Raw genomic sequence first — 25,776 nt, 5'->3', positions numbered from 1 at the left:
TCACCGACTCGAAGGGGGCCGCTGGCATGACCCACGCCCTGTTCACCCACATCCGACCTCATGGCGGCGATCCTCACGACGTGCTGGTGACCGACGGCCGCATCGCGGCCATCGATCCCTCGACGCGGCCCGGGAACTGCGTCGTCGTCGACGGCGGCGGTGCCCTTGCCCTGCCTCCCCCCGTCGACGCACACATCCATCCCGACAAGTCGGCCTGGGGCCGGCCGTGGCTGAGCCGCGAACCCGCCGACACACTCCGCGAACTGATCACGAACGACGTCGCCACCCAGCGCGCCATGACCTCTCCGGTACACGAACGCGCCGGCGCCCTGATCGCCCGGGCGGTCAGCCGCGGCACCCGGGCGATGCGCGCGCACGTCGATGTCGCACCGGTCCACGGGCTCTCCCACCTGCACGGCATCCGCGCCGCCGCCGCTCCGTTCGCGACGGCGATGGACCTGCAGGTGGTGGCCTTCCCCCAGCTCGGCCTCCTCACCGAGCCCGGCACCGCCGACCTGCTGGAGCAGGCCGTCAAGGAGGGCGCCGACATCGTCGGCGGCCTGGATCCGATCGGCATCGACGGTGACCTCGACGGGCATCTGGACGTGCTGTTCGGCATCGCCGAGCGCACCGGCGCACCGATCGACATCCACCTGCACGACCGCGGCCGAGCGGGCCTGGACCAGATCGCCGAGATCGCCCGCCGTACCCGGGCAGCGGGCATGCGGGGAAGGGTCACGATCAGCCACGCGTTCTGCCTGTCCGACTGTGACGCCACCGAGTTGGAGCGCACCGCCGAACTCCTGGCCGAAGCGGACGTGGCGGTGACCACGTGCGCGCTGGGCAGCGAGCCGGTCGTGCCCTTCGGGCCGCTGGTGGAACGGGGCGTGCGGGTCGGCGCCGGTTCGGACGGTGTGCGGGACGCCTGGACCCCGTTCGGCGACGGCGACATGTTCACGCGGGCGCATCTGCTCGCGTACCGCACCGATGCCCGCACCGACGAGGAACTGGAGGCGTGCTACGCCGTGGCAGCGCACGGCGGCGCGGACGTCATGGGCCTGGAGCGGTCCGACCTGCGGGTCGGCGACCCCGCCGACTTCGTTCTGCTGGCCGGGGAGTCCGTCGCCCAGGTCCTCGTCGACCGGCCGCTGCCCGCGATGGTCGTCCGGGCCGGGAACGTCGTCGCCCGTGACGGGCGCCTCGAGAGGACCACCCGGTGAAGCGCCGCAGGCCGGTCCTGCTCACCGGCGGACTCGCGCTCACCCTGACCGCCTGCGGCAACGCCGCGCTGGGCGGGCAACAGGCGGCCCTCACGACGGCGGACCTCGCCACCACCACCGTGTCGGCCGCCCACGGCGTGGACCGGATCACCTGGAACCTGCCCTACGAGCCACAGACGCTGGACCCGATCCGCTCCTTCAACTACGCCGAGAACACCGCGCTCGCGAACATGTGCGAGAGTCTGATGCGGCTCACCCCCGACCTGAAGATCCGCCCCGGTCTGGCCGAGAAGGCGGAGAATCCGACCCCGACCCGGTGGGTCTACACGCTGCGCAAGGACGTCAGGTTCTGGGACGGCAAGCAGATGACCGCCGACGACGTGGCGGCCAGCCTCAACCGCCACCTCGACCCGACGCTGGGCACCTGGTGGAGCGACTACTTCGAGACCGTCGCGTCCATCAAGGCGACCGGGCCGTACCAGGTCACGGTGGACCTCAAGCAGCCCGACGTGCTCTTCAACCAGGCCATGGCGACCGCCGCCGGCGCCGTCGTGGAGAAATCGTTCCTGGACAAGGCCGGAAAGAACCTCGGCTCTCCCACCGGCGGAGTCATGTGCACCGGCCCCTTCAAGTTCGCCGGCTGGAAGCCCGGCGACTCCCTTCGGCTGACTCGCAATGACAGCTACTGGAACGCCGAGCTCAAGGCGAAATCAAAGACGTTGGTATTCCGGTTCATCGCCGACGAGACCACCGCGGTCAACGCCCTGCGGTCCGGCGAGGTCGACGGGCAGTACTTCTACCTCCCCCCTGCCGGACTCAGCCAACTGGTCAACTCCCCCACCGGATCGGTCACGCTCGGCCGCTCCCTCACCTTCTGGGCCCTGCTCGGCGCCGCCAAGTCAGGCCCGTACGCCGATCCGCGCATGCGCGAGGCACTGTCGGCCGCCCTCGACCGACCGGGAATCGCCCGGGTGATCTTCCAGGGGGCCGCAGCCCCGGAAAGTACGCTGGCCAACTCCGACTACTGGGGCTACGCCGCGGACACCTTCCGCGCCGCACACGACGCTCTGCCCGCGGCGAAGCCCGACCTCGCCCGCGCCAAGCGGCTCCTGAAGGCCGCCGGCAAGCCGTCCCGCCCCCTCACCATCGGCATCCAAGGAAGTTCGGCGGTGCACGAACAGACAGCGAGCATCATCAAGGCCGCCGGCGAGGACCTCGGGCTCGACGTCAAGATCAAGGTCATCCCGGTCGAGCAGTACGGCAACCTCTACAGCGACCCCAAAGCCCGTGAAGGCATCGACGCCTTCCTGAGCACCTGGTACGGCAACATGCCCGATCCCCTGGACGTCTACCGCGTGTTCACCAAGCGCGGTCGGTCCAACTTCGACGACTACGCGTCCGTGGACGGCGCCGTCAGGCAGGCACAGGCCGCCTACGGCCCGCAGCAGCGGGCCGAGCTGGTCAGCGGAATCCAGACCACCGTCAGCCGGGACGTGCCCTGGACGCCGATCACCTCCCTGCCCGTCATCCTCTACATGAACAAGCGGATCACCGGAGCGGTCGCCTCGTTCTCGTACCTGTACTACCCCTGGGCCGCCGGGATCGGTGCGCGATGAGGTGGCTGACATTCCTGGCGCGACGGCTTGCCGCGCTCGCGGCGGTCCTTCTCGTGGCCTCGTTCCTGGTGTACGGGCTGCTCTACACGGTTCCCGGCGGCCCGATGGCGTTCCTGCTGGGCAACCGCAGCGGCAGCCCCGAGCAGATCGCGGCGATCCGTCACCTGTACCACCTCGACGAGCCGTTCCTGGTCCGCTACTTCAGCTGGCTGGGCGACGCGCTGCACGGTGACTTCGGTCAGTCCCTGGTCTACCGCCAGGACGTGTCCGCCCTGATGTCCACCCGGCTGGCGACGACGGGGCTGCTGGTCCTGTACGCCACGGTGATCATCGTCGTGATCGGCATCGCCCTCGGCCTGCTCGGCGCGCTGCGACGGGGCCCGGTCGACGCGGTCGTCTCCGTGGTGAACAGCGTCTTCCTGGCCACTCCCACCTTCGTCGTGGGCGTGGTGCTGGTCGTCGCCTTCGCCCTGGGGCTGGGATGGTTCCCGGTCTTCGGCCCGGGAGCGGGCCTGGGCGACCGGCTGTATCACCTGACGCTGCCGGCCATCGCCCTCAGCCTCGGCAGCGCCGGCTTCCTGGCCCGCATCACCCGCGCCTCGGTGGGCGCGGAGTTGGGCCGCGAACACGTGGAGACGGCGCGCAGCCGCGGATTCTCCGAGTCCCACATCGTCCGCCGGCACGTGCTGCGCAACGCGTCGATCCCGGTGGTGACCGTCATGGGCCTCACCGTGGCCGGCCTGATCGCGGGTTCCGTGGTCGTCGAGAACATCTTCGCGCTGGACGGGCTCGGCTCGCTGCTCGTGCGGGCCATTCTCCAGCGGGACTTCGCCGTGGTGCAGGGCGTCGTTCTCGTCCTGGTCACCGCGTTCGTCATCGTCAACCTGGTGGTCGACCTGTGCTACTCGCTCATCGACCCCCGTCTGTCTCCCGGGGAGGCGACATGAAGGCACGCCTGGGCCCGACGGGCCTCGCCGCACTGGCACTTCTCGCGGTCGTTGCCGTGGTCAGCGCCTGTGCGCCACTGCTGGCGCCCTACGATCCGAATCGGCCCGACCTCTTCAACGCGCTGTCCGGGAGCACCGGCAGCCACCTGCTCGGTGGTGACGCGCTCGGCCGGGACATCCTGTCGCGGCTGATGTTCGGGGCCCGCACGACGCTGCTGGGCCCGCTGGTCACCATCGCACTGTCCACCGTGGTGGGCACCACGCTCGCGATCGTCGCCGCGTGGTCCGGCGGCCGGGTCGACGCCGTCATCTCCCGGCTGCTCGACGTACTGTTCGCCGTGCCAGGCATCGTGTTCGCCCTGGTGACCGTGGCAGTGGTCGGTCCCGGTATGACGGGAGTGGTCCTCGGCCTGGCCGTGGCGTACACGCCGTATGTGGCCCGCGTCGTCCGCAGCGCCGCGCTGCGGGAACGCGGCCTCCCCTATGTCTCGGCCGCCTGGCTCCAGGGCAGATCGGCCGTCGCCATCTGCGGGCGCCACCTGCTGCCCAACCTGCGCCCGCTGATCGTCGCCCAGTCGGTGTCGGCACTCGGCTTCGCGATCATCGACCTGGCGGCGATCTCGTTCCTCGGACTCGGGGTGCAGCCGCCGGCCGCCGACTGGGGCCTGATGGTCAAGAGCGGGCTGGACGGTGCGATGCGCGGCCAGCCGATGGAGGCCATCAGCGCGGGCGTGTTGATCGTGATCGTGGTGGTCGCGGTGACGGTGCTCGGCGACCGGATGGGTGCTGAGCAAGGAGGTGCGCGATGAGCAACGATCTCCTGGTCCTGGACCAGTTGCGGCTCGAGGTTCCGGCCGGCCGCGGGCAATGGCGGACGCTCGTCGACGACGTCGGCCTCACCGTCGCCCCGGGCGAAGCCGTCGGCCTCGTCGGCGAATCCGGCTCGGGCAAGTCGATGACCGCGCGGTCCATCCTGCGGCTGACCCCGCCCGGCGCACGGCTGAGCGGCCGGATCCAGTTCGACGGGACACCGGTCCTCGACCTGGGGGCACGGGAGCTGCGCGCCCTGAGGTCGCGGCGGATCGCGATGATCTTCCAGGACCCCCGGGCGCACATCAACCCGGTGCGCAGTATCGGTGACTTCCTCACCGAGGCGCTGGTCACCAACCTGTCGGTGCCCCCGAAGCAGGCTCACGCCAAGGCCGTCCGCCTTCTTGCCGATGTCGGCATCACCGACGGCGAACGCCGGATGCGGCAGCATCCGCACGAGTTGTCCGGCGGACTGCTCCAGCGCGTCATGATCGCATCGGTGCTGGCCGTGGAACCCGACCTGGTGCTCGCGGACGAGCCCACGACCGCTCTGGACGTGACCACCCAGTCGGAGGTGATGGCCATCCTGGACGAACTGCGCCGGGACCGCGGTATGGCCATGCTGCTGATCACCCACGACCTCGAACTCGCCGCGGCGACCTGCGACCGCATCGGCGTCATGTACGCCGGACGGATCGTGGAGGTGCAGTCCGCCGAGGCGCTCACCGGATCCCCCCGACATCCCTACAGCAGTGGCCTGTTGACATCCCGGCCGAGTATCGACCAGGTCGTCCATCCGCTGCCTGTCGTCCCCGGCCGCGCGGTCGCGGCCTTCGAGGCGGGCGAAGGCTGCGCCTTCGCACCCCGCTGCGCGGTCAGCACACCGGAGTGCTCCACCGCCCGCCCGGCGCTGCGCGCGGTGGGCAACGCCCACGTCGCCTGTATACGAGCGGAGGAACCGTGACCGAGATCCTGGTCAGGGCGGAAGGTCTGCGCAAGGTCTACGGGAAGGGCGCCGTCGCCGTCGACGACCTGTCCTTCACCCTCGCCCGCGGTGAATCGCTGGCCGTCGTGGGCGAGTCCGGCTCGGGCAAGACCACCGTCGCCCGCATGCTGCTGGGCCTGGAAACCCCCACGGCCGGCACGATCAGCGTCTGCGGACGACCACGGACGGGCCGAACCGGCTCGGCCGAACGGCGCCGCCGGGCCCGGGAGATCCAGATGGTCTTCCAGGACCCGTACTCCTCGCTGGACCCCTTGCAGCACATCGGGGACGTCATCGAAACCAGCCTCGCCCTGCACTTCCCGCTGAGCGCGCACGAGCGGCGCAGCCGGGTCCTGGAGCTGCTCGAGGCCGTGGGGCTGACCGACCGGCACGCCACGATGCTGCCCCGCCAGCTCTCCGGCGGTCAGCGGCAACGCGTCGCCATCGCCCGCGCGATCGCCGTCGAACCGCAGGTCCTGGTGCTGGACGAGGCGGTCGCGGCGCTGGACGTCTCCGTGCAGGCGCAGATCCTCAACCTGCTGACCGACATCCGCGAACGCAGCGGCATCAGCTACGTGTTCATCTCGCACGACCTGGCGGTCGTCAACCAGATCAGCGACACGGCGATCGTGATGTCCGCCGGCCGCGTGGTCGAGCGCGGGCCGACCCGGCAACTGCTGCGCGCCCCGCAGGAGGAGTACACCAAAGCCCTCCTGGACGCGGTTCCCCGACCCGGCTGGAAGCCCCGCCGTCGCGCGGCCGGCTCCCACCCTTCCCCGCACCCCGCCTCCCCCCGTCCCCAACACTGAGAGGCCATCACCATGTGTCTGGACCACCATCAGCCGCCGCCCTCACACGTCGCCCGGCGCGGCGTCCTCGCCACCGCGATGGCACTGGCCGGCGGATCCCTGCTCGCCGGCACGGCCGAGGCGGCCACCCGTACGCCGGAACGGGAGGCACCCGGCACCGGCCCGGCACCGTCCGGCGGCACTCTCGTCATCGACGGCGGCACCCTCCTCGACCCGCTCACCGGGGACGTGACCACCGACTCCGTGGTCGTCATCGTGGACGGCACCGTGCGGGCCGCGGGCAGCCGGGACGCCACCCGGCGTGCCCGCGCGGCGCTGCGAGCGGGCGTGAGCGTGGTCGACGCCCACGGCCGATGGGTGCTCCCCGGCCTGGTCGACGCCCACATCCACATCAACTCCCTCAAGGAGGCCGGAACGGCCCTGCGCCAGGGGGCGACCAGCGTGCGCAGCGGGTCCACCACCTTCTACCAGGACATCGCCGTACGCGAACTGGCCCGGTGGGCCCCGGACCGGGCACCGCGGATGCGGGCCGCCGGCATCTTCGTCACCCCCGACCTCGGTGACACGATCCTGGCCGACCCCGACCTCGCCCCGCTGGCCCGCCTCAAGGACGGCGTCCGCTCGTCCGAGGCACTGCGCCGCGTGGTCGACGTGAACCTGAACCGGGGCGCGGACGTCATCAAGACCCGGGTCAACGACCGTGCGGGCCTGCCGGACCAGGACCCGCTGCGCCAGGTGTACAACCGTGAGCAACTCGCCACGGTGGTGGCGGCGGCGCGGCGCCGCGGAGCCGGCGTCCTCTGCCACAGCTACAGCGAACAAGGCTGCCGCGACGCCGTCCTGGCGGGCATCAGCAGTCTGGAGCACGGTGTCTTCGTCGCCGAGGACACGCTGCACGAAATGCGGCGCCGCGGGACGTACTTCACGCCCACCCTGACCGCCATCGCCGGCCTGGCCGAATCCGACGACCCCGTACTCGCCACGCGGGGGCGCGAGTTCCTCCCCGTACTGCAGCAAGCCGTGCGCAGGGCACACGACATGGGCGTCCCGCTGGCAGCGGGCACCGACTCCGCCGGGGGGCAGATCGATCCGATCGGCGGCGAGGTGGTGCTGATGCACCAGGCCGGCCTGCCGGCCCTGGACGCCATCCGCACCGCCACGACGGCGGCGGCGCGGCTGACCGGACTGAGCGGCAGCGCCGGGCGGCTGGCGCAGGGCTTCCGTGGCGACGCGGTGTTGCTCGCCGGCGATCCGCTGGAGGATCTCACAGCTCTGAGGACGCCGAGCGCGGTGATCAGCAACGGCGTCGTCGTCGGCACCTGACGGCCGCCTGCGCAAGCGGTGCGCGCTGGTCTCGGTGCAACCGGGGGTGCTCTTCGGCCACGGTGGCCGAAGAGCACCCCCGGTCACGAGGCACGGCCTGGGGCGCTCTGCCAAGATTTCTCCGGTCGTCCTGTCGATTCTCCCCGCGGCCATTCGTCATATCCGCGCAACCAACCCCCAGGCACGAGGAGCGGACCGTGAAGTACCTGCTGCTGATCAACACCCTGTCGCCCGACTCCACCGAGGAGCGACCGGCCGAGGGACCGACCGTGGAAGAGTTCATGGCGTTCGACAAGGCCGTCTCCGATGCCGGCGTCAAGCTGGACGGCAACGCCCTGGACGTCTCGAACGCGACCACCGTACGCGTCCGCGTGAATGGTGAGCGCGTCGTGACCGACGGGCCGTTCGCCGAGACCCGGGAGATCGTCGGCGGCTATTACCTGATCGATGTTCCCGACCTGGACGCGGCGCTCGACTGGGCGGCTCGGTGCCCCGGGGCCCGGTACGGCACCGTCGAGGTCCGCACGGTCTGGGAGCCGGATCAGTCGTGAACGAGTGGCGAGCGGCCCGCTCCGTGGAGGCGGTGTTCCGCGAGGACCGGAGCCGGCTGCTCGCCCTGCTCGCGGCTCGGTTCGGAGATCTCGACCTTGCCGAGGAGACCGCCTCCGACGCGATCGAGGCCGCGCTGGAGCGGTGGCCGGTCGACGGAGTGCCGGACAAGCCACTGGCCTGGTTGCTCACCACGGCACGCCGCAAGGCCATCGACCGGATCCGGCGTGACCGCGCGTACGCGGAGCGGCTGGCGGTGCTCCAGGTGGAGAGCGACCGGGCCGCCGCCGCGGTCCCCGCCGAGCCCGGCTTCGACGACATCCCCGACGAGCGGCTGCAACTGTTCTTCACCTGCTGCCATCCCGCGCTCTCCCCGGAGGCACAGACCGCGCTGACGCTGCGCTTTCTCGCCGGCCTGACCACACCCGAGGTCGCCCGGGCATTCCTGGTGCCCACCGCGACGATGGCCCAGCGCATCGTGCGCGCGAAACGCAAGATCCGCAGTGCGCGCATCCCGTTCCGCGTCCCGGGGCCGGACGAGCTGCCCGCGCGGCTGCCCAGCGTGCTCCGGGTCGTCTACCTCGTCTTCACCGAGGGGTACGCCGCCAGCTCCGGCAACGACCTCGTCCGCCCTGATCTGGCCGACGAAGCCATCCGGCTCGCCCGCATCCTGCACCGGCTGCTCCCCGGGGAACGAGAGGTGACGGGGCTGCTCGCGCTGCTCCTCCTCACCGACGCCCGGCGCGCGGCCAGGACCGACGCTGCGGGAGGCCAGGTACTGCTCGAAGACCAGGACCGCGCTCTGTGGGACGCCGGTCTCATCGCCGAGGGGCGGCGGCTCGTCGTACCGGCCCTGACCGGTCCCGGCGTCGGACCGTACGCGGTGCAAGCGGCGATCGCGGCACTGCACGACGAGGCGACCGGCTTCGAGTCGACCGACTGGCCGCAGATCGTTGCGCTCTACGACGTACTGCTTCAGATCGAGCCATTCCCGCTGGTCGCACTGAACCGGGCCGTGGCGGTCGCCATGCGCGACGGCCCCGAGGCGGGGCTTGCCCTGCTGGACGCCCTTGCCGAGGCGGAGGAACTGCGCGGCTACCACCTGCTTCCCGCGGCGCGGGCCGACCTGCTGAGAAGGCTGGGCCGCACCACTGAGGCGGCGGCTGCCTACCGGGCCGCCCTCGACCTCGTCGGCAACGTACCGGAGCGAGCCAGGCTCGCCCGCAGACTCGCGGAACTCACCGACCGGTGACGGGCCGAAGCCGACACGGGCGCGCCACACCCACGGTGGCGTCGAGTGGCAGAACCGGCGTCTGCGCCGGGTAAGTGCCGGACTATAGACGCGCGGCGAAAGGACCGGCAAGGTCAACTGGGCCCCGACGAACTCCGATTCCTCCGCCGTCATCCTCGCCCTCAGCGCGCTCGCCTCGCCGGTTGGCCGCTCACACGCAGGCGACCAGCGCGCGGGGCGTACCGGACCTCAACCGCGACGCCGTAAAAGGCAGATGATCACAATGCGGCAGCAACAAGCCACGACAGGTCGCCGGTCACTTGACTACCGGGCGTCACACGCGGTTGGCTCCGGCTCAACGAGAGCCACCCGCCCGGTCGTACGTCCGTAGGCCCTCCGCCCAAGTCCTCCCCCCGTTTGCTCCATGCTCGGCTGCACAGTGAGGTGCCGCACCCTCATGAAGACTCCTCCCCCGCACAAGTACCGCAGATCCGCCCCCGGCACCGCACTGACGGCCGCCGTCGCCGTCTGCCTGTTCATGGCCGGCTGCTCCGGCTCCGGCGACTCGCAGTCCGGGTCGGGCACGCGGGCATCCGGTGGGTCCGGGCTCAAGGTCGCCATGGTCACCCATGGGGCCGAGGGAGACGCCTTCTGGCAACTGGTCCGCAAGGGCGCCGAGGTGGCCGCGGCCAAGGACGGCGTCGAGCTGACCTACGCGAGCGACGCCGATGCCGCCGGGCAGGCGAAGTTGGTGCGGGACGCGATCCGGGAAGGGGCCGACGGCATCGCGCTGACGCTGGCCAAGCCGGATGCGATGAAGGGACCGATCGCGGAGGCCAAGGCGGCGGGCATACCCGTGGTCGGGCTCAACTCAGGTATCGGATCCTGGCGTTCCAGCGGTGTGCTGCAGTACTTCGGCCAGGACGAGAGCGTCGCGGGCCGGGCCGTCGGGGACAAGCTGGACGGCCTGGGGGCCAAGCACGCCCTGTGCGTCATCCACGAGCGGGGCAACATCTCGCTGGAGGCACGCTGCGCCGGTGTGAAGAAGGCCTTCGGCGGCAGGACCGACATGCTCTACAGCGACGGCACCGACATGGACGCCCTGACCGAATCGGTCGCGGCCCGGCTGCGGTTGGACCCTGACATCGACGAAGTGGTCACCAACGGAGCCCAGTTCGCGCTGGCCGCGGTCAAGTCCGTCCACAAGGCGGGCAGCAGAGCGCACGTCGCCACCTTCGACCTGAACAAGGACCTGGTCAAGGCGGTTCAGGACGGAGACGTGCAGTTCGCGGTGGATCAGCAGCCCTATCTCCAGGGCTACCTGGCCGTGGACGCGCTCTGGCTCTACAAGTCCAACGGCAATGTGAGCGGCGGCGGCGTCGCTCCGGTGCTCACCGGTCCCGCCTTCGTGACCAAGGCGAACGTCGCGTCGGTGGCGAAGCTGGCCGCCGGCGGCACGCGCTGAGGACATGCCGTGTACGGGGCGCCGGTGACATGACGACACGGTCGGTCTCCGTCCGCCCGGTCCCCTGCGCGGACGGCGTCCCCCGCGCTTCCCGGTCCGTACCGGACGCGCCGTCACCCCGCCCGCTCGTTTCCCCCGTCCCCGTCTTCCCGCAGATCGCTCTAGGACGATGATGTCTCCACGGACACCGACAGGTTCCCGGCGCCGTCTCGGTTCGATACGGCTCTCACTGGTCCTCCTGGCCCTGGTCCCCACGGTCGCGCTCGCCGCCATGTGGGGTGTGACCACGACCCAGATGTTCTCCGAGGGCCTCCGGCTGCGCTCACAGACAGCGCTGAGCAGGTCGACCGGCGCCATGGGCACCGACGCGGCGCTCGCCCTCCAGCTGGAGCGCGGGCTGTCGGCGGCGTGGCTGGCGTCCCCGCACGGCTCCCGGGCCGCTCTGGACGCGCAGCGCAGCACCACGGACAAGGCGGTGGCCGAGCTGGTCGGCCAGGCCGACTCGATCAGGCAGGCCCCCGCCCGCATCAAGAACCGGATGTACTCGGTCGTCGCGTCGGTGGGCAGCCTGGAGTACTACCGGGGCCAGGTGGACAAACCGACGGACATCACCGGTGAGCAGGCCCTGGACCAGTACACCGCGATCATCGACGACCAGATCCATGCCTTCCAGGAGCTCTCACAGGTCGACGACGGCGACCTCACCTCCCAGGCCGGTCCGCTCGTGGCGCTGGAGCATGCCGCGGAGCTGGTCTCCCAGGAGGACGCACAGCTCACCCTGGCGTGGTCGTCCGGGCACATGGACCAGAAGGCGTGGGACAGGTTCGCCCAACTGGTCCACACCCGCCGCTGGCTCGTCGAGGACCAGATCGTCCCCTCGCTTCAGGGCAGCACGAAGACGCAGACCGAACGGATCCTGCAGTCGGCGGAGTGGCGGACGCTGGAGGCCGTCGAGGACCGCGTGCTCGCGGCCCGGGGCAAGGCCACCGGCGCGCGCGGGTTCGCGCTGCCGGACGCGCGCGAGCGTTGGGGCGCCGCGATCGACAAGCTGTCCGTCCAGTACTCGACTCTGATCCGGCAGCAGACGGCCGCGCTGCTCGACCGCAGTGCCGACCGGGCGCACGGGCTGCTGCTGAAGGCCGCCGTCCTGAGCGCGGCCGGCCTGGCCGCCCTGGTCCTGTGCGTCGGCATGTCCTGGCGGATCACCCGGTCCCTGTCCCGGCGGCTGCTGGGGCTGAGGATCGCCACGCTCCGCCTGGCGGAGGAGCGGCTGCCCGATGTGGTGGCCCGGCTGGAGCGGGGCGAGAAGGTGGACGTGGACTCCGCGACGCCGCCGCTGGACTACGGCGCCGACGAACTCGGCCAGGTCGCCCAGGCGTTCAACGCCGCGCAGCGAACGGCCGTGCACACCGCGGTCGAACTCGCCGACACGCGGCGCGGTTTCCAGAAGGTGATCCTCGGGATCGCCCGGCAGAGCCAGAACCTGATCAACCTGCAGCTCAGCAAGCTCGACGCGCTGGAACGGCGGCACCAGGACCCGGAGGTCCTCCACGACCTGTACGAACTGGACTCCATGGCAAGCCAGTTGCGCCGTTACGAGGAGAACCTCGTCATCATCAGCGGGGAGCAGCCCCGGCGCAGCTGGACCGAGCCGGTCGCGCTGATCGACATCCTGCGCGGCGCCGTCGGCGAGGTCGCCGAGTACCAGAGGGTGGAGGTGCACACCGACGAGGAGGTGTACCTCGCCCCGCCCGCGGTGGCCGACGTGATCCATCTGATGGCCGAACTCATCGACAACGCGACCGCGTACTCCGCCGCCCCGAGCCCCGTCGGAGTGCGGGCGGCGATGGTGGCCAAGGGCCTCGTCATCGAGGTGGAGGACCGCGGCCTCGGTATGTCCGAGGAGGACTACGCCCAGTTCAACGCCCAGTTGGCCGTGTCTCCGCAGTTCGATGTGGTGGCGCTCGCCGACGACCTGCGGCTCGGCATGTTCGTGGTCGCCCGCCTGGCCACCCGGCACGGCATCACCGTGACCCTGCGCTCCTCGCCTTACGGCGGGACCACCGCGATCGTGCTCGTCCCGCACGACATCGTGGTGCACGAGGCCGCCGGCTCCCCGCAGCCGCAGCCGTCCGAGCCCGTCCGGGTGCCCGGGCCGGGGCGTCCGGAACGGACCGGCGAGAGCCCGGCCCCCGCCGTCAACGCCCGGCGGAGGAAGCCGTCCGCGGGGCGGAATGCCTCCCGTGCGGGCGACAGCGGACGCGGGGCGGAACGGACACGTGAGCCGGGGCTCTCCCCGCTGCCGCGCCGGGTGCCGCAGAGCAGTCTGGCCGCCGAGCTGCGCGGAGAGGCCGCGCCCGTCGTCGAGGACGACCCCCTCGGCGACTTCACCGCCGAACGCGCCGCCTCCTCGCTGGCCGGCTTCCAGCGCGGCACACGCGAGGCGCGGCACGACGACACCCGGGAGCGGGCCGACGACCCGAAAGAGGCCGCCGCACCGGCCGACTCCGCACCGGACGGCGCCAGACCGGCCGACTCCGCACCGAACGGTGCCAGACCGGACGGCTCCGCACCGGACGGCTCCGATGCGCGCGTTCCCGCCGCAGGCACCGCCACCCCCAAGGCCTCGACCGTGTTCGAGCCGGGGGGACATCCACCCTCGACTTCGCCCGCCGACCGCACATGAAGGACACCCACATGACACGCCCCACCCCCGCCACGCACACCCAGCTCGACCAGCTGCTGACCGGTCTCGTGGAACGGGTCGCCGACGTCAACCACGCCGTCGTGCTCTCCGAGGACGGACTGGTCGTCAGCAAGTCCACCGGATTCCCGCGTGACGACGCCGAGCGGCTGGCGGCGACCGCTTCCGGCCTGATGAGCCTCAGCAAGGGCGTCAGCATGGACTTCGGCGGCGGCCCGGTGCGGCAGGCGCTCATCGAACTGGCCCACACCTATCTGATTCTCACCTCGGCCGGACCGGGCGCCCATCTCGTCGTCCTCACCGGCCCGGGCGCCGATGTCGGTGTGGTGGCCTACCAGATGAACATGCTGGTGAAGAAGATCGGCGAGCACCTGAGCGCGGCCCCGCGTCCGGGTGCCGACGCGTCCGGCAACGGCGCGTGAGGTGAACGGAGGCGACGCGGCGGGCCGGCTCGTTCGGCCGTTCACCCTGACCGGTGGACGGACCCGTCCCAGCCGCGCCGACTTCACCCTCATCACGATGGTGACGGCAGTGGATCCGCCGCCCGAGCGGGCCGTCCGGCCCCAGCCCGAACACGCTCGCATCCTGAAGCGGTGCGCGGAGCCGATCACCGTGGCAGAGCTCGCCGCCCATCTCGATCTTCCGGTGAGCGTAATGGTGATCATGCTCTGCGATCTGCTGGAGGCCGGACGGATCACCGTCAACCGGCCGTCCCCGGTCTCCCGCACCCCGGACCTGGACCTTCTGCAGAAAGTGAGGGACGGCCTTGGCCGGCTCTGACACCACCGCTCGGCCGTCACCGGCCCCCGACACAGCGAAGATCCTGATCGCCGGGGGCTTCGGGGTCGGCAAGACCACCATGGTCGGGTCGGTCAGCGAGATCGCTCCGCTGCGCACCGAGGAACCGCTGACCGCCGCGGGCCTGGGCGTCGACGACCTCGACGGCATCGAGCACAAGCAAGCCACCACCGTGGCCCTGGACTTCGGCCGAATCACGGTCAGTTCGGATCTCGTGCTGTATCTCTTCGGCACACCCGGTCAGCAGCGGTTCTGGTTCATGTGGAACGACCTGGCCGTGGGCGCGCTCGGCGCCGTCGTCCTGATCGACGTCCGCCGGCCGGAGACCAGCTTCGCCGCCATCGACTTCTTCGAGAACCGGGGCATCCCCTTCGTCGTCGGCGTCAACGGCTTCCATGGACGGCACCCCTACCCGCCGGACGAGATCCGGGAGTCCCTGGCGCTGCCCGAACACGCCCAGGTACTGCTGTGCGACGCGCGGGACCGCGAGTCGTGCCGTGACGTTCTGATCGCCCTGGTCGACCAGTTGATCGCCTCGGCCACGCAGGCGGACGCGGCCCGGCCTCGACCGCTCCGGGGCCGCTGAGGTCCGGCGAGACGGAGCGGCGGGCGACCGCGCCCACGACCAGGTACCGCCGCCTGGTCTTCAGGATTTCCACAAGGACTGGCGTCCGAGACACGGATCACTTTGGCATACAGGCACTGGACGACATACCGACCAGTCGGCATGATGGTCGGTCACGTGATGTCGTCTCGTCTCCCAGGAGCAATGATGAGCCCCGACCACCCGCCCGGACTCGATCTCGACCGGCTGCGCGGACTGCTCGACCGGGAGCGGCCAGGTCTGGTGCGGGGCCCTCTGACCGGTCGGCTGATCGAGGGCGGACGGTCGAACCTCACGTACGCGGTCTCGGACGGCGCCTCGCAGTGGGTCGTGCGGCGCCCCCCGCTGGGCCATGTCCTGGCCACCGCGCACGACATGGGACGCGAGCACCGGGTGATCAGCGCCCTGCACCCGACGGAGGTACCGGTGCCGCGCACGGTGTTGCTGTGCGAGGACGAGGACGTGCTCGGCGCGCCGTTCTACGTGATGGAGTTCGTCGAGGGCACCCCGTACCGCACCGCGGACCAGCTCGCCCCGCTGGGCGAGGAGCGCACCCGGAACGCGCTGCTGTCGCTGGTGGACACCCTCGTCGAGCTGCACGCGGTGGATCCGGCCGAAGTGGGCCTCGAGGGCTTCGGCCGCCCCGAGGGCTTCCTGGACCGGCAGCTGCGGCGCTGGGGCAAGCAGCTGGCGGCCTCCCGCAACCGCGAACTGGCGGGCGTCGACGAACTGCACGCGGCGCTCGGGCGCGCACTGCCCGTCTCCCCCGCCCCGGCCGTCGTGCACGGCGACTACCGCCTCGACAACGTGCTGCTCGGCCCGGACGACCGGATCACGGCGGTCCTCGACTGGGAGATGTCCACGCTCGGCGACCCGCTGACCGACCTGGGCCTGCTGGTGATGTACAGCACGCCGCTGGGCATGCCCGACTCGCCGGTGTCCACCACCGCCGAGGCTCCGGGCCACCCGTCCGCGGCGGAGCTGGTCGAGCGGTACGCCGAACGCTCAAGGCGGGACGTCTCGGCCGTGTCCTGGTACACGGCGTTCGCCTGGTTCAAGCTCGCCGTGATCCTGGAGGGCATCCACTACCGGTACACGCTCGGACAGACGGTCGGGCGGGGCTTCGACCGCATCGGCGACCTCGTCCCCGTCTTCATCGACCATGGACTGACGACTCTTCAGGAAGGCTGACCGGACATGGACTTCGCGTTCGACGCGCGCACCGAGGAGCTGCGCGCCAGGCTCCTGGCCTTCATGGACGAGTACGTGTACCCGGCCGAAGCGGTGGCCGAGGAGCAGCGGGCCGCGCTGGCCTCCCCATGGGACACCCCGGCGGTGGTGGAGGAGCTGAAGGCGGAGGCGCGCAGGCAGGGCCTGTGGAACCTCTTCCTGCCGGACGCCGAGTACGGTGCCGGGCTGACCAACCTCCAGTACGCCCCGCTCGCCGAGATCACCGGCCGCTCCCCGCACCTGGCGCCCACCGCGCTGAACTGCGCGGCGCCCGACACGGGCAACATGGAGGTGCTAGCGCAGTTCGGTGACGAGTGGCAGAAGAAGCAGTGGCTCCAGCCGCTGCTCGCGGGCGAGATCCGTTCGGCGTTCGCGATGACCGAGCCGGAGGTGGCCTCCTCGGACGCCACCAACGTCACCACGCGCATCGAGCGCGCCTCCGACGGTTCGGACGAGTACGTCATCACCGGCCGCAAGTGGTACATCTCCGGCGCGATGAACCCGGACTGCAAGATCTTCATCGTGATGGGCAAGACCGACCCGGATGGCCCGGACATCCGCCGCCAGCAGTCCATGGTGCTCGTGCCGCGCGATACGCCCGGCGTCACCGTCCGGCGCGCGATGCGGGTCTTCGGGTACGAGGACCACTCCCACGGCGGCCACGCCGAGGTGGTCTTCGACCACGCGCGCGTGCCGGCCTCCCACCTGATCGGTGAGGAGGGAAGTGGCTTCGCCATCGCCCAGGCCCGGCTCGGACCGGGCCGCATTCACCACTGCATGCGGCTGATCGGCATGGCCGAGCGGGCGATCGAGCTGATGTGCCGGCGGGCCGTGTCCCGCACCGCCTTCGGCAAGGCGCTGGCCCAGCAGGGCGTGGTCCACAACTGGATCGCGGACGCGCGGGTCACCGTCGAGCAGCTGCGGCTGCTGGTGCTGAAGACTGCCTGGCTGATGGACACCGTCGGCAACAAGGGGGCACACACCGAAATCCAGGCCATCAAGATCGCCACACCCCGCGCGGTGGTCGGCATCCTCGACCGGGCGATCCAGCTGCACGGCGCGGGCGGCTTCAGTCAGGACCTCCCGCTCGCCGAGCTGTACGCGGGCGCGCGCACGCTGATGATCGCCGACGGGCCGGACGAGGTCCACCAGCGATCGCTGGCACGGCGGGAGTTGAAGAAGTACCTGTGACCGCGGGGTGAGGAACGACGGCTCCTCTCCTCCTCACCCTCTCAACCACGCGAAGAACGCAACTCCTGGCGCTGCTCACACCAGCGCCGGGAGTTGCTCGTCTCCAGTACGAGGGACTGCGCACGGCTGGGGCCGTCCAGCGGGCGAGGCCGGTCCCGGCCTGCCTCGTCTCCTCTCACCCCACCAGGCGGTTTCGCCTGTGTCACCGGTCCGTGATGTGATGCAGGACACCGGAACGGCATGGCGGATGCGGACAACTGTCAGCGTGGACCATTCACTTCACGCCCGCATCAGAGCGGGCGATCCGGAGGCGTTCCGGGAGCTGTTCCGCGCCCACGCACAGCTTGTCTTCCGGCATGCGGTGCGTGTGACCGGGGACTGGGCGACGGCCGAGGACGTCGTCTCGCTCACGTTCCTGGCAGCGTGGCGGCTTCGCGCGAAGCTGCGGGACGAGGGCGAGAGCCCACGGCCGTGGGTGATGGGCATCGCCGTCAACGTGCTGCGCAACACCTCGCGGGCCGCCCGTCGGCACGCGGCCGCGCTGACCCGCCTGCCGGCCAAGGACACGGTGCCGGATTTCGTCGACGAACTCGTGGGCCGCATGGCGGACGCCGAGGAACTCGCCGCGGCCGGCCGTGCTCTGGCACGCCTCAGACGAGGCGAGCGTGAAGTGTTCACCCTGTGCGTGTGGTCCGGGCTGAACTACGCCGAGGCGGCTCAGGCCCTGGGGGTTCCCGTGGGCACGGTGCGCTCACGGCTGTCGCGGACGCGTACCCGGCTGCGCAAGCTCGCCGCGGAAGAACTGACCACAGGCCGGACAAGACCCTACGAGCCGGTGGAACCGGTCTGCGGGAGCGGACAACACCAGGGTAGTCGCACCACAGCGGCCCGGTCGGGAGAGGAGACGGACCGATGAAGCCGACACCGAGGTTCACACAGTCGGACCCCGTGGAGCTGGCCCGCCTGCTGCCGGCGCCCGGCGATCCGGAGCTGCCGAGCGATCGCCACCGCCAACTCGAGGACGCCGTCATGGCACACATCCAGCAACTCCACAGCGCCGCGGGTCCCGACCCGGCCGATGCCCCCCGCCCGGCCCGCAGGCGCCTGCGCCGGCCTGTGCTGATCGGCATCCCGGTCGCGCTGGCCCTGGCCGGCGTGGCGGTCGTCGCCCTGAACACCGCGGGCGGACCGGCCGGCCCCGGCGAGCCGGCGCCGGTCGCGGCGCCCGTCGTGAACATCCAGGCGGGCTCCGACATCACCCTGGCCTCCACGGTCGAGCACATCGCCGAGGCTGCCGACCGCGATGCCCTGCCTGCACCTCGCCCGAACCAGTTCATCTACGTCAAGAGCAAGGTGTCCTACACGACCACGTACGTGAACGGGGACACCAACAGCTCCCACACCTGGGTTCAGCCCCTGCACGCCCGCGAGGTCTGGCTCTCCCCCGATGGGCGCAAGGGCTGGCTCGATGAACCCGGCTACCAGCCCGAGGAAGGCATCACCCTCGACAGCGACGTCGCCCGCGACTCCTACAACGAGACCAAGTCACTGCCCACCGACCCCGCGGCACTGCTGAAGAAGATCTACGCCCGCACCAACGGCGAGAGCGACCGCGACCAGCAGGCCTTCGCCACCATCGGCGACATCGTCGGCGAGCAACTGGTGCCCGCGCGAACCGCCGGCGCCCTCTACCGCGCCGCGGCGAAGATCCCCGGCGTCGTGGTCGTGGCTCACTCCCAGGACGCCGCCGGCCGCGACGGAATCGCGTTGGCCCGCCTCGACCCGCAGACAGGCCAACGCATCGAGTGGATCTTCGACCGGGACACCTTCGCCTACCTCGGCAGCCGCGGTCTGCAAGTCGCCCCGGGCCACGACGCCAAGCCCGGCACCGTCACGGAACGCACCGCGATCCTGCAACGGGCCGTCGTCGACGAGGAGAAGGAGCGACCCGCGTCACCCGGCCGCGCCTCCTGACCTGGTGACCTGTCCAGACCCGACTACCGGTGGCCGGGGGCGGCCGGCAGTCGGGTCCGCACCAAGTTCACGGCAGTGTCCCGCGCCGCTCAGGATCGTAAGCCGCGGCTGCGGCCGGGTCACCCCGGTGAAGGGCCGAAGGTGGCGCGTCCTGCCTGCCGAGCAGTTCCGTCGCCTGGTGCTGCGTGTGTGCGGCTGCCAGTTGAGCCTCCGCGACGACGTCACCGCGTTCCCGTATCAGATCCTCGTAGATCAGCAGTTGGATTTGTTCAGTGGGGCTGGGTGCCACAGTCGGTCCTTGCGCTTTCAGGCCCGGTTGAGCCGGGCGGCGATTCCGTGTCCGATCAGCAAATACATCACTGCGGGAAGACCATAATTAAGGACGACACGTAGGCCCTCTGTGTCCATTGTGAAGATATCCTGCGACCACCAGGCCAGCCAGTCCGCCGTTCCGTGCACGAACTCGACGAATACATTCGCCTGGTTCGCGTCGAGCAGGAACAACAGGATCCACAGGACCAGCAGACCAGCCGCGGTGTCGGCGATCGTGCAGACCGTAAGCGCAGCGCGGCGACCAGCGGCCTGGCGGCGCACGGAGCGGTCCGGACTCGGGGTCTGGTGGTACGCGGGGTATCCGGAAGCCGGATCTGTGTTGCTCACAAGAAATTCCGATCTGGGGAGGTGTCGTGTTGGCGCGGTCGCCCCGAGCATTGAAATTCAGTCCGGGGTGCTCCGCTTCTCTTTTCTTCTGCGTCTTGCCGACGCGGTCGCGTTACACCTCGATCGCAATGCCGCATCTATGGCTGCCTATTCCGGGTTGCAGGGACATAGACGGAAAGTGCCTTCCCACTGCGGTGACAGAGGCTCTGGACGCCTCATCACCCCAGCGCGGAAGGCACTTTCGCGGTTGCCGCTCAGCGGCTGGTCCGGTGTCGCTCCGGCCGTTGTGGCGGAAACGGTGTCATCACGCCGTCATGGAGCGGTCGTCACTGGGCGATGGACGCCTCCAGGTGGAAGGGGTTGCGCAGCTCCGGAGTGGTGCGGCGGGCCTCGACGACGAACTCCCAGACTCCGGGCTTGGGCGAGGAGTAGGTGCGCGTCAGCGGGTTGCAGCCGTAGCCGTCGTAGTAGTTGGGGTAGCAGTAGATGGTGCCGGCCGCGGAGGACTCGCCGCTGACACCCTCGGGGTTGAAGGCCCACCAGCGGGTCTGACTGTCGTCGGCGAGACCGGAGAGGTTGACCGTCAGGCTCTTGGTGCCGGCCGGGACGGCCACGGTGTAGCGAACGGTCTCGTTGCGGGAGACCGTGTCCTCCGCCGACCAGGTGGTGCCCGGGGTCAGCGGGGCGGCGGCCTCGACGGCCAGGTAGGCGGACTGTTCGACGGCCAGGGTCGAGGGGTCGTCGATGGTCAGCACGGCGCTGTGGGTGCCCTGGGTGGCAGGGGCGGCGGTCACCTGGACGACGGTCGGGACGTTCTTCTCCAGGGCGACGAACTCGGGTGCGGTGAACGTGCCGTCATTGCCCTGGAGGACGAGCTTGTAGGGCCTGGCGTCGTCTCGGCCGCTGGTGCGGGTGAGGGTGACGTCGTAGGTGCGGGACTCCCCGACCTTTTGGCCGCCGCTGCCCGGGGCGCAACTGTTGAACAGGCCGCTGCCGGTGTTCGGCGTGGCCAACTGGCCGGAGAGCACGGTGCAGACCGGGGCGGAGACGGTGACGTCGTCGGCGCGGGCGACGCCCTTGGCGATCTCCTTGCCCGCCTTGGTCAGGTACTTCCAGGCCGCCGGAACGTCGAACTGGCCACGGCCCTGGGCAATGGCCTCCACGGTGTCGTTGTAGTCGGCCGTGGAGTAGACGGCCCTGCGCAGCTCGGCAGGGGTGACGTCGATACCGTTCTGCTTGGCCGCGGAGAGCAGCAGTGCGGCGGCGCCGGTGGCCTGCGGGGCGGCCATGGAGGTCCCCTGCATCATGGTGTAGCCGTCGGGCAGGGTGTACCCGGTCTCGGCGACGGGCGCGGAGACGAGCCAGCCCGGGGTGGAGGAGATCGCGGCGCCCGGTGCGGTGATGCCGGGCGCGAAGCCGCCGTCCTCACGCGGGCCGAGCGAGGAGAAGGGGAAGATGCCCTTGTCGAAGCCGGCCTCGGAGCCGTAGTCGGCCCACCAGGTCGCCTTGGAGACCGATGCCCCGACGGCGACCGCCTTGTCGGCCAGGGCCGGGTCGCCGATGGTGTTGGTGCCGGTTCCGGAGTTGCCGGCGGCTATGACGATCTGGACACCGGTGGTGTCGATCAGACGGTTGTAGAGCAGCGCCATGGCGCTCCGGCCGTCGTTCAGGGCCGGGCTGGAGCCGATGGACAGGTTGACGACGTCGACGCCGTACTTGGTGGTGAGGTCGACCATGCCGTCGGTGAGCGCCGCGCTGGAGCAGCCGAGTGAGTGGCAGGCCCGCATGGAGACCAGCTTGGCCCCGGGGGCCTGACCGTTCATGGCGCCGCCGAGCAGGCCGCGCGCGGCGGTGATGCCGGCCACGTGGGTGCCGTGTGCCTCGTTGATCACGTTGAGGTTGACCGCGAGATTGCTGCTGCCGACCTTCTTGGCCTGGATGGTGAAGGGGACCCGCTGGCTGCTGGTGCTCAGGTAGGCGATCTGGTGGTTCTCCTTGTAGGGCCGCAGCAGTTCCTCGTCGGTGAAGTCGTGGTTGCCGTTGGTGTCGACCCAGACGGCGCCGTCCGAAGGCCGGTAGAGCACACCCAGGTCGGGGACCTTGCTGCCGTCGGGAAGAGTGGCGGACTTCACGCCGATGCGCAGGTCGCTGTCGGCCGGTGCGGTCCAGGTCGCCCTGCCGCCCGGGTCGGTGAAGGTCGGTCCGGAGACCTTCGTCGACGAGAGGAGGTACCAGGTGCTGTCGAACAGCAGGTCGATGAAGTTGTTGGGGTCGGTGCCGGCGACCGTGTCGACGAGTTTGCGCTCACCCGTCGTGGTGGTGGCCAGCGCGGGATGGGTGGGGTCGACCCCGGTGTCCATGATGCCGATGGTGACGCCCCGGCCGTCATAGGTGGGGTTCTTCTTCTTGAAGTCGACCGAGCCGGTCTCGTTGGTCGGCATGTAGGGGTTGTCGTCGGAAGTCGCCCCGGACGGAGCCGCCGGAAGGTTTCCCGCTTCCCTCGCGTCGGCGGCCCGGGCGGCCACGTCGGTCCTGCCGGAGTCGACCCGGGTGTCCTCCAGCTTCAGCAGCTCGTCGACGTCCACCCGGAGCACGTCGTTGAGTGCGACGACCTTGTCGACATCGGCGAACGGCACGTTGGCCTTGATGTAGCCGATCCCGGGGTCCGTCCTCGTGACCTGGGCTCCGAGCTCCGTCAGGGCCTTCTTGGCCTCTTCGGTACGGCCGTCCTTGACCGCGAGCATCAGGGTGACGAAGTCGGGGACCGCCTTGCGTGCTCCGGCGGGGACGCTACGAGCCAGGTGCTGCCGCTTGTACTGCGCGATCAGTGACCGGTCGTGGTTGCCGAGCTTGTCGTGGGGGGAGGACTGCGAGGCTTCGCTGCCATCCGCTTGGGCGGCGGCCGGCAGAGAGAGGCCGCCGACGACCAAAGCGGCGACCAGCGCGGCGGCTGTCCGCCGGGCGGTGCGCGGGCTCGCCGTTCTGAAACGGAACATCAGAGTCCTTCCGAGCTGAGGAGTGATCGGTTGAAACGGCGTTACCGTGTCACCGGCCATGAGCTGCGGAAAGTGTTTAGGCCTGGCGTAATGCCGCCTTGACGTAAACACGTCGTCACATCAGGCGTACGACACCGAGGCCGGGTCGCGCGTCGCGGTCGAACACGACGGGCGACCCGGCCAGGGGCAGGGTGGGACGGGGCGGGATCTCAGCGTGGGGGGCCGCAGTCCCGGGCCCCGCTTACTTGTCGAACGTGAGCGAGGCGGCCGGTGAGGCGTTCCCGTAGGCGTCCACGGCCACGACCCGGGCCACATACTGGGCGCCGTCGACCGTGCCCGGCACCGGGATGTCAAGGGTGTTCGGGCGGGGCATGAAGTAGTAGTCGGAGAAGACCTTGGACGAGACGACCGACTTCCCCGTCGAGGCGTCGGTGATGTCGACGTTGTAGTGATGCACCATCTGGTCGTCGGTGGCCTGGGCGATCCGCAGGACCGTGCCGCCCTTGTCGTCGTTCACGCGGGACAACGGCTGACGCGTGGTGAACGTCGGCGCCACGGTGTTGCGCGCGGCGTCGGTGTAGCGGAAGTTGCCCTTGATCTCCTGGTTCGTCGAACCCTTCAGACGCACGGTCCAGGTGGCGCCGCTGAGGGTGCCCGCGCTGGCGTACGGCGGCTGCCAACTCGCCGACCACTTGCCGCCGGTGTAGATGTCGTGCTTGTCCGCGGCCATGTTCACTCGCGCGATCTCCGTACGGTCCTGGTAGACCTCGACGAAGAGCGCCTGCGCGGTCGGCGACTCGAAGCGGTTCGCCAGTCCGTCCTCGGTGACCATCTGGTAGCCGTGGTCCATCTCGATGTACGACATCGAACCGTCGTTGACCGACGTGAAGTCGCGCTGGTGGATGGAACGGTCGTCGTTGATGTTCAGGTGCGAGTGGCCGGAGAAGTAGATGGCCTGCGGGAAGGCGCTCAGGTCCTCCGCGAGGCGGGGGTTGGCCGTCTGCTGTCCGTCCATGACCGTACCGGTGGTGGGCCGGTGCCCCTGGACCAGGACGGGCTTGCCGGCGTACGCCGGGTCGGCGGTGATCGCGGCGAGGCGCTCCTTCAGCCAGGTGCGCTGGGCCGTGTTGGAGTTGTACGTCTCGGTGTTGACCGTGAGCACGTGCAGGCCGTTCACCTCGGCCTCGTAGTAGCCGCCGCCCGAGTCGGGGAACCACTCCTTGGGGTACCCGTCCCGTATCGCGGCGAGGCTCGCGTCGTGATTGCCGTTGGAGATCAGCACCTTGGTGCCGGTCATGCCCTTGCGGGCGAGGTTGGCCTGGAAGATCTCGGAGACGATCTTGTGGTCGGGGCCCTTGCCGTCGCCGTTGTCGTTGATCATGTCGCCGTTCAACAGGATCGCGTCCGGATCGGGGAAGACGGACCCGATGGTGTTGAAGAAGCTCTCGTACTTCGCGTCGTTGCCGGCGTGGCCGCCGACATGCACATCGGACATCACGACGAAGCGGGCGAGCGGCTTCTCATGAGTCCTGATCAGGTAGCCGTACGACACCGGCACGCTGCTCCGGTTGCCCTGGAAGGCGACCGCCGTGACGTTGGTGTCCTTCTTGATCTGCGGCGGGTTGTCGGGCGAGTAGACGCGGCTGTCACGGGTGGGCGTCGTGCCGTCCAGGGTGTAGCGGACCGTGGTGCCGCGCTCGACCTGGAACTTCAGCTCCACCGCGTGCTCGTACCGCCCGCCTGGGACGCTGACGCGAGGCGCGACCGGGGTGACGGAGCTGGGGGTGTCGGCGTGAGCCACGGCCGGGGAGACAAGCGCGACGGAGGCCGCGGTGATCACGAGAGGGGTGAGTCTCACGGGTTTTCCTGTTCTCTGGTTCGGGGTTACGGACGCGGCTTCACCACACGGTTTGATAACGTATGGGTAACCGGTCTGGTCCAGACGGTACGGCGATCACGCCGGGCCACGGTGCGATCCGATTGACATCCCGGTGAAATGATCATGAATGTCCGCCCGCGGCTTGTTCGGGCGGCTTCCTTTTGACGCCCAGACGGCGTGACGGCCGGACGGCGTCCCACTGCAGCGCCTCGTCCTCGTCACAGCCCGCGTGCCCTGCAGACGGCCTATCAAGTCTGTGTCTAGAGTGCGGTCATGGGGAGCAGGCGCAGGGTCCGCCGCATGGTGGTGGGCAGCACAATGTACGGCTGGTGTTTCGCGCACCGGCACGATCGGGTGCGCGGCTACCCCGGGTGCGGCAGCACGGTGACGCTATGGCGTCCCGGAAGCCGGGCTCGTCTGCGTCTGGTGTTCCGGCCGGGACCCGACCGGGTCATCTCCGACGGCTACTTCGACGAGGGCGCGGCGGTGCGCCTGCCGGACCGGGAGTATCTGAATCTCCACGCACCCTCCAGCGTAAGGGCGCTGCTGGAAGAGGCCCTGGCTCGTGAACTGTTTCCCGCGGCGGGGTCGGTGGAGGTGGACGGCTGGCCCCTGTTCGACGCTGTGACGCCGCAGGATCCGCAGGACAGACCCTAGCCGCGAACTTGTGTTGCGGCAGGTGAGCGGGAACTTCGCGGTTACTTCGCGCGTTGCGGAGGACGACCTGATCGTTTGATGTGTGAGACGACGGCGGTGCCGTCGTCGGGAGAAGTGAGCAACCCATG

Annotated in this window: 22 protein-coding genes; 19 read left to right on the top strand and 3 right to left on the bottom strand. The window is 70.1% G+C overall.

The window, feature by feature from the left end; genetic code table 11:
• Positions 1-26: 26 nt before the first annotated feature.
• The 18 genes from ACWEK3_RS16990 (at position 27) to ACWEK3_RS16905 (ending at position 19,456) form a co-directional block, all read left to right on the top strand.
• On the top strand, positions 27-1,220 hold the full coding sequence (locus ACWEK3_RS16990; protein WP_453249978.1) for an amidohydrolase family protein: 1,194 nt from the start codon (positions 27-29) through the stop codon (positions 1,218-1,220).
• The gene (locus ACWEK3_RS16985; protein ID WP_453249977.1) at positions 1,217-2,836 is read left to right on the top strand and encodes an ABC transporter substrate-binding protein; all 1,620 of its coding nucleotides are present in this window, start codon (positions 1,217-1,219) and stop codon (positions 2,834-2,836) included. Before ACWEK3_RS16990 ends, ACWEK3_RS16985 begins: the two co-directional genes overlap by 4 nt.
• Positions 2,833-3,783 (top strand): ABC transporter permease, encoded by a 951-nt coding sequence (locus ACWEK3_RS16980; protein WP_453249976.1) that lies wholly within the window; start codon positions 2,833-2,835, stop codon positions 3,781-3,783. Before ACWEK3_RS16985 ends, ACWEK3_RS16980 begins: the two co-directional genes overlap by 4 nt.
• Entirely contained in the window at positions 3,780-4,592 is an 813-nt protein-coding gene (locus ACWEK3_RS16975) for an ABC transporter permease (protein ID WP_365424732.1), read from the top strand. The genes ACWEK3_RS16980 and ACWEK3_RS16975 overlap by 4 nt, the downstream gene beginning before the upstream one ends.
• Positions 4,589-5,557 (top strand): ABC transporter ATP-binding protein, encoded by a 969-nt coding sequence (locus ACWEK3_RS16970; RefSeq protein WP_376603471.1) that lies wholly within the window; start codon positions 4,589-4,591, stop codon positions 5,555-5,557. The genes ACWEK3_RS16975 and ACWEK3_RS16970 overlap by 4 nt, the downstream gene beginning before the upstream one ends.
• Entirely contained in the window at positions 5,554-6,387 is an 834-nt protein-coding gene (locus tag ACWEK3_RS16965) for an ABC transporter ATP-binding protein (RefSeq protein WP_450542797.1), read from the top strand. Before ACWEK3_RS16970 ends, ACWEK3_RS16965 begins: the two co-directional genes overlap by 4 nt.
• Positions 6,388-6,399: 12 nt before the next feature.
• The gene (locus ACWEK3_RS16960; protein ID WP_450542796.1) at positions 6,400-7,710 is read left to right on the top strand and encodes an amidohydrolase family protein; all 1,311 of its coding nucleotides are present in this window, start codon (positions 6,400-6,402) and stop codon (positions 7,708-7,710) included.
• A 197-nt stretch (positions 7,711-7,907) separates the two neighbouring features.
• Positions 7,908-8,261, top strand: coding sequence for a YciI family protein (locus ACWEK3_RS16955; RefSeq protein ID WP_376541747.1), 354 nt, complete (start codon positions 7,908-7,910; stop codon positions 8,259-8,261).
• Positions 8,258-9,511 (top strand): RNA polymerase sigma factor, encoded by a 1,254-nt coding sequence (locus tag ACWEK3_RS16950; RefSeq protein ID WP_453249975.1) that lies wholly within the window; start codon positions 8,258-8,260, stop codon positions 9,509-9,511. Before ACWEK3_RS16955 ends, ACWEK3_RS16950 begins: the two co-directional genes overlap by 4 nt.
• Positions 9,512-9,947: 436 nt before the next feature.
• Positions 9,948-10,955, top strand: coding sequence for a substrate-binding domain-containing protein (locus ACWEK3_RS16945; protein WP_453249974.1), 1,008 nt, complete (start codon positions 9,948-9,950; stop codon positions 10,953-10,955).
• A 172-nt stretch (positions 10,956-11,127) separates the two neighbouring features.
• Entirely contained in the window at positions 11,128-13,641 is a 2,514-nt protein-coding gene (locus tag ACWEK3_RS16940) for a nitrate- and nitrite sensing domain-containing protein (RefSeq protein WP_453249973.1), read from the top strand.
• 11 nt (positions 13,642-13,652) lie between these two features.
• The gene (locus ACWEK3_RS16935) at positions 13,653-14,081 is read left to right on the top strand and encodes a roadblock/LC7 domain-containing protein (protein WP_361422241.1); all 429 of its coding nucleotides are present in this window, start codon (positions 13,653-13,655) and stop codon (positions 14,079-14,081) included.
• Between the two features lies 1 nt (position 14,082).
• Complete coding sequence (locus tag ACWEK3_RS16930) at positions 14,083-14,439, top strand: DUF742 domain-containing protein (protein ID WP_450542790.1); 357 nt, start codon at positions 14,083-14,085, stop codon at positions 14,437-14,439.
• Entirely contained in the window at positions 14,426-15,043 is a 618-nt protein-coding gene (locus tag ACWEK3_RS16925) for a GTP-binding protein (protein WP_361422247.1), read from the top strand. Before ACWEK3_RS16930 ends, ACWEK3_RS16925 begins: the two co-directional genes overlap by 14 nt.
• A gap of 186 nt (positions 15,044-15,229) precedes the next feature.
• Entirely contained in the window at positions 15,230-16,252 is a 1,023-nt protein-coding gene (locus ACWEK3_RS16920; protein WP_450542788.1) for a phosphotransferase family protein, read from the top strand.
• A gap of 6 nt (positions 16,253-16,258) precedes the next feature.
• Positions 16,259-17,482, top strand: coding sequence for an acyl-CoA dehydrogenase family protein (locus tag ACWEK3_RS16915; protein ID WP_450542787.1), 1,224 nt, complete (start codon positions 16,259-16,261; stop codon positions 17,480-17,482).
• Positions 17,483-17,747: 265 nt separating this feature from the next.
• Entirely contained in the window at positions 17,748-18,398 is a 651-nt protein-coding gene (locus tag ACWEK3_RS16910) for an RNA polymerase sigma factor (RefSeq protein WP_450542785.1), read from the top strand.
• Positions 18,395-19,456 carry a CU044_5270 family protein gene (locus tag ACWEK3_RS16905; RefSeq protein WP_453249972.1) on the top strand — a complete coding sequence of 354 codons (1,062 nt, stop codon included), beginning with the start codon at positions 18,395-18,397 and terminating at the stop codon, positions 19,454-19,456. Before ACWEK3_RS16910 ends, ACWEK3_RS16905 begins: the two co-directional genes overlap by 4 nt.
• A 306-nt stretch (positions 19,457-19,762) precedes the next feature.
• Here ACWEK3_RS16905 and ACWEK3_RS16900 read toward each other — a convergent pair whose 3' ends face one another.
• From ACWEK3_RS16900 to ACWEK3_RS16890, 3 genes are all read right to left on the bottom strand, one after another.
• Positions 19,763-20,116, bottom strand: coding sequence for a hypothetical protein (locus tag ACWEK3_RS16900; RefSeq protein WP_390729689.1), 354 nt, complete (start codon positions 20,114-20,116; stop codon positions 19,763-19,765).
• A 326-nt stretch (positions 20,117-20,442) separates the two neighbouring features.
• On the bottom strand, positions 20,443-23,112 hold the full coding sequence (locus tag ACWEK3_RS16895; RefSeq protein ID WP_453249971.1) for a S8 family serine peptidase: 2,670 nt from the start codon (positions 23,110-23,112) through the stop codon (positions 20,443-20,445).
• Between the two features lie 241 nt (positions 23,113-23,353).
• A complete protein-coding gene (locus ACWEK3_RS16890) occupies positions 23,354-24,970 on the bottom strand; it encodes a metallophosphoesterase (protein WP_453249970.1) in 1,617 nt (538 codons plus the stop codon).
• A 321-nt stretch (positions 24,971-25,291) separates the two neighbouring features.
• On the opposite strand from ACWEK3_RS16890, the gene ACWEK3_RS16885 reads away from it, so the two are divergent.
• A complete protein-coding gene (locus ACWEK3_RS16885; protein WP_450542781.1) occupies positions 25,292-25,648 on the top strand; it encodes a hypothetical protein in 357 nt (118 codons plus the stop codon).
• Positions 25,649-25,776 lie beyond the last annotated feature (128 nt).

It is taken from the genome of Streptomyces sp. NPDC004721 (assembly GCF_053601495.1).
Note: the sequence above shows the minus strand (reverse complement) of the source record. Positions and strands in the feature narration are given on the sequence as shown.